The organism is Tabrizicola sp., from assembly GCF_030694085.1.
In the GTDB taxonomy this organism is placed as follows: domain Bacteria; phylum Pseudomonadota; class Alphaproteobacteria; order Rhodobacterales; family Rhodobacteraceae; genus Tabrizicola.
This window is the reverse complement of the sequence record NZ_JAUXZE010000057.1, coordinates 1-3,207: the sequence shown is the minus strand read 5'-3', so window position 1 is coordinate 3,207 and position 3,207 is coordinate 1. Positions and strand designations below refer to the sequence as shown.

Here is a 3,207-nt window from a genome sequence, read left to right as displayed (position 1 = left end):
CTCCACCCCGGTCCTCTGGGGGTTTCCGGCGTCCGTTCCGTCCACCGTGCACGCGTCACCCGACGGGCTTTTTCCGGGTCTTGTCGAAGGGACGGTCCCGAAGACAGGACACAGAAGGAAGCTTACCATGCAGAACATCGTTATCCTCGCCGGCAACATCGGTCAGACCCCCGAAGTCCGCACCACCCAGGGCGGCACCAAGATCACCAACTTCAGCCTCGCCACCTCCCGCCCCCGCATCTCGGAAGGTCGCGTCCTGCGCGACGAGAACGGCTACCGGGTCATGGACACGGAATGGCACCGCATCACCTGCTTCAACGGTCTCGGCAAGACGGTCGCAGAGCACTGCGAAAAGGGCATGAAGGTCCTCGTCCACGGCCGCATCCACTACACCAAGTGGATCGACAGCATGGGCAACGACCGCTACGGCTGCGAGATCATCGCCGAAAAGGTCGACTTCCTGAGCCGCCCGAAGTCGGCCGAGACCGAAAACCCCGAGCTGGTCGACCGCGACGACGAGATCCCGTTCTGAAAAGAACGGGGCCTCCCCCTCAGGCCCGGCGGGGAAACCCGCCGGGTTCGTGGCATGCGCACGGCAAGCCGTGTAGCAGGACATCGGCACAGTTTGACAATCTTTGCCAATTTATGTCATCGTCCTTGCAAAGGAGATCGCGACCATGGCCACGATGAATGTTTCTTTGCCGGACCCGATGAAGGCCTGGGTCGAGGCCCAGACACAAGATGGGCGCTACAGCAACGCCAGCGATTATGTGCGCGATCTGATCCGCCGGGACCAGGATCGCCAGCAGGCCATCGTCGAGTTGCAGCAGCTTGTCGATGAGGGTCTCGCAAGCGGTCCGGCAGGACGTCTGGATGTTGAGGCATTTCTTGCCCGCAAGCGGGATCAGAATGCCAGAACCGACGGTCGTTGAATATCGCCTATCACCTGCTGCGCTGAATGATCTGGACGCGATCTGGGATTATACCGCGCGTACCTGGTCAGTTGGTCAGGCAGAAACCTATATCCGCGGGCTCGCCGTGGACATGGACCTGCTGGTCCAGCACCCGGGGATCGCGCGCGAACGCACTGAAATCCGCCCGCCCGTGCGCCTTTACCGCTCGGGATCGCATCTGATCATCTACCGCATCGAGGAGGAGTGGCTGCAGGTGTTGCGCATCGTGCATGCGCGACAGAATTGGGTCGCCTATCTCAACGAGTGATCTGACGCTCTCGCAGCCCTTCGCGGCGAAGCGAGGTGCTGCGAGAGGATTTGAGCATGAAGGTCGAAGACGAAGAACGCATTGCCGCCGATCTCGCGAAGATCATGGCCATGATCTGCATCCGCAACACGCGGCTGGAGGATTTGCACGCCGGGGTGCAGCCGGTGACGCTGACCGGCGATTATTCGGACGTGAACGTGATCGACGCCACAGGTCAGACCATCCCGTGGCGCACGGTGTCGCATATCGATGATGCGCAGATGGCGGACTTGATGCGGGACATCGTCAATCGCCTGTTCACGTTTCACATGAGGCGGGATGATCTGAGATTCAGGGATCATCTCGACCGCTGGATGACTGCATCGAACAAATGGGACAACCCGGTTCTCGACACGACTTTTCTCGAAGCAGTTGCTGAACTGGGGGTCCCCCGGAAAGCGTGAGACGTTTGACTGTTTGGGTGGGCCCAAGCTCAGCCGAAACGCCCGGTCTGCAACGATGTTCTGTGCATCAGCGATCTGAGAGTCAGAGATGGGTTGGTTGCTTTCGTGACAGATTGAGGGCTGGGAGAGTGGCTCCCGGCGCCTGTCACGGGAGATAGCCGATGGGCGTTGTAGAAGTTCTGGATCCGGTTGCTCCGGCGCGGGCGGGTGGCTGGAAGGTGGATGTGAGCCGGGGGGAGCGGAACGGGCGGGTGTCGTCCGAATGGTTCAACCGGCCCGATGACGAGCGGTATCTGTCGCTCGATGATCTCTGGGCCAATGTGAAAGGCCGGTCGGAGCGCAGCCGCAGCCGTGTGGTGCAGACGGCGGATATCCGCGTCGAGGCCGCGCGTGATAACCCTGAGCGGTTGCACCTGATGCTGCCGAAAGCCGAGGCACCCGTCGCGCCCACGCACTGGGCCTTCGGCCAGCTTGCCAGCATCGTCGGCGCGCCTGCCTCCTACCTGCGGCAGCTGCCCGCGCCGCTGGCGGGCATCAACCTGCAATACGGGCTGACCAACCACCGCGCCGAGCAGGTGAAGACTTTTGAGACCGAAGATGGCCGCACGGAACTGCGCGCGGTCACGGGCCCCGACTATGGCCGCATCCATGACCATGAACTGGTCGAGGCGGTGCAGCGCATCGCGGGCAATGGCACCGGCGACACGCGTTGGAAGGTGCCGGGCGTGCTCGACTGGTCGACCGGGGTTTACAACCCCGATGTCGAGATCAGCCGCGACACGACCACGCTTTATGCCTCGGACCGCGACGTGTTCCTGTTCCTGGTTGACGATCGCAACCCCATCGAGGCGGGCAAGCTGCCCGATGGCTCGCCCGATCTCTACTTCCGGGGCTTCTACTGCTGGAACTCCGAGGTGGGGGCAAAGACCCTCGGCATGGCGAGCTTTTACCTGCGGGCGGTGTGCCAGAACCGCAACCTCTGGGGCGTCGAGGATTTTCAGGAGATCAAGATCCGCCACTCGAAATACGCCGCCTCGCGCTTCGCACATGAGGCCGCGCCCGCGTTGACGCGGTTCGCCAATTCCTCGCCGCAGGGGTTCGTGAACGGCATCAAGGCGGCGCGGCAGCAGGTCGTGGCGCGCAGCGACGAAGACCGTGCGGATTTCCTGCGCAAGCGCGGTTTCTCGAAGGCTGAGTCGGGCAAGATCATCGAGAAGGTGCTGATGGAGGAAGGCCGCCCGCCGGAAAGCATCTTCGACTTCGTGCAAGGCATCACGCGGCTGGCGCGCGACAAGACCCAGCAGGATGCCCGCCTCGACATGGAGGGCCGGGCCAAGAAGCTCCTCGACCGGGTCGGCTGACGCCGTGCCCGACAACGCGACCGCCCTCGCGCGCGGCGGTCGCGCTTTCCCCTTCCAAATGCATGCCAGTGGCCCCGCCCTGAGAGGGCAGGGGGCTTCGGCCTGCGGATTTCAGCGAGAACTCCCATGACCCCCCAGGAAGAAACCATCGTCCTCGAAGCCCGTGACATCCTCGGCCGCTA

5 protein-coding genes are annotated in these 3,207 nt (G+C 63.0%); all 5 read left to right on the top strand.

From position 1 onward, the window contains the following. Positions 1-127 precede the first annotated feature (127 nt). The 5 genes from Q8M85_RS15005 (at position 128) to Q8M85_RS14985 (ending at position 3,025) form a co-directional block, all read left to right on the top strand. Entirely contained in the window at positions 128-532 is a 405-nt protein-coding gene (locus Q8M85_RS15005) for a single-stranded DNA-binding protein (RefSeq protein ID WP_038148802.1), read from the top strand. Between the two features lie 145 nt (positions 533-677). Next, entirely contained in the window at positions 678-932 is a 255-nt protein-coding gene (locus Q8M85_RS15000; RefSeq protein ID WP_038148800.1) for a type II toxin-antitoxin system ParD family antitoxin, read from the top strand. Continuing rightward, a complete protein-coding gene (locus Q8M85_RS14995; protein ID WP_038148799.1) occupies positions 910-1,221 on the top strand; it encodes a type II toxin-antitoxin system RelE/ParE family toxin in 312 nt (103 codons plus the stop codon). Before Q8M85_RS15000 ends, Q8M85_RS14995 begins: the two co-directional genes overlap by 23 nt. A 56-nt stretch (positions 1,222-1,277) precedes the next feature. After that, the gene (locus Q8M85_RS14990; protein ID WP_305250212.1) at positions 1,278-1,664 is read left to right on the top strand and encodes a hypothetical protein; all 387 of its coding nucleotides are present in this window, start codon (positions 1,278-1,280) and stop codon (positions 1,662-1,664) included. A 161-nt stretch (positions 1,665-1,825) separates the two neighbouring features. After that, positions 1,826-3,025 carry a DUF932 domain-containing protein gene (locus tag Q8M85_RS14985; protein WP_305546064.1) on the top strand — a complete coding sequence of 400 codons (1,200 nt, stop codon included), beginning with the start codon at positions 1,826-1,828 and terminating at the stop codon, positions 3,023-3,025. The last annotated feature ends 182 nt before the right edge of the window (positions 3,026-3,207 follow it).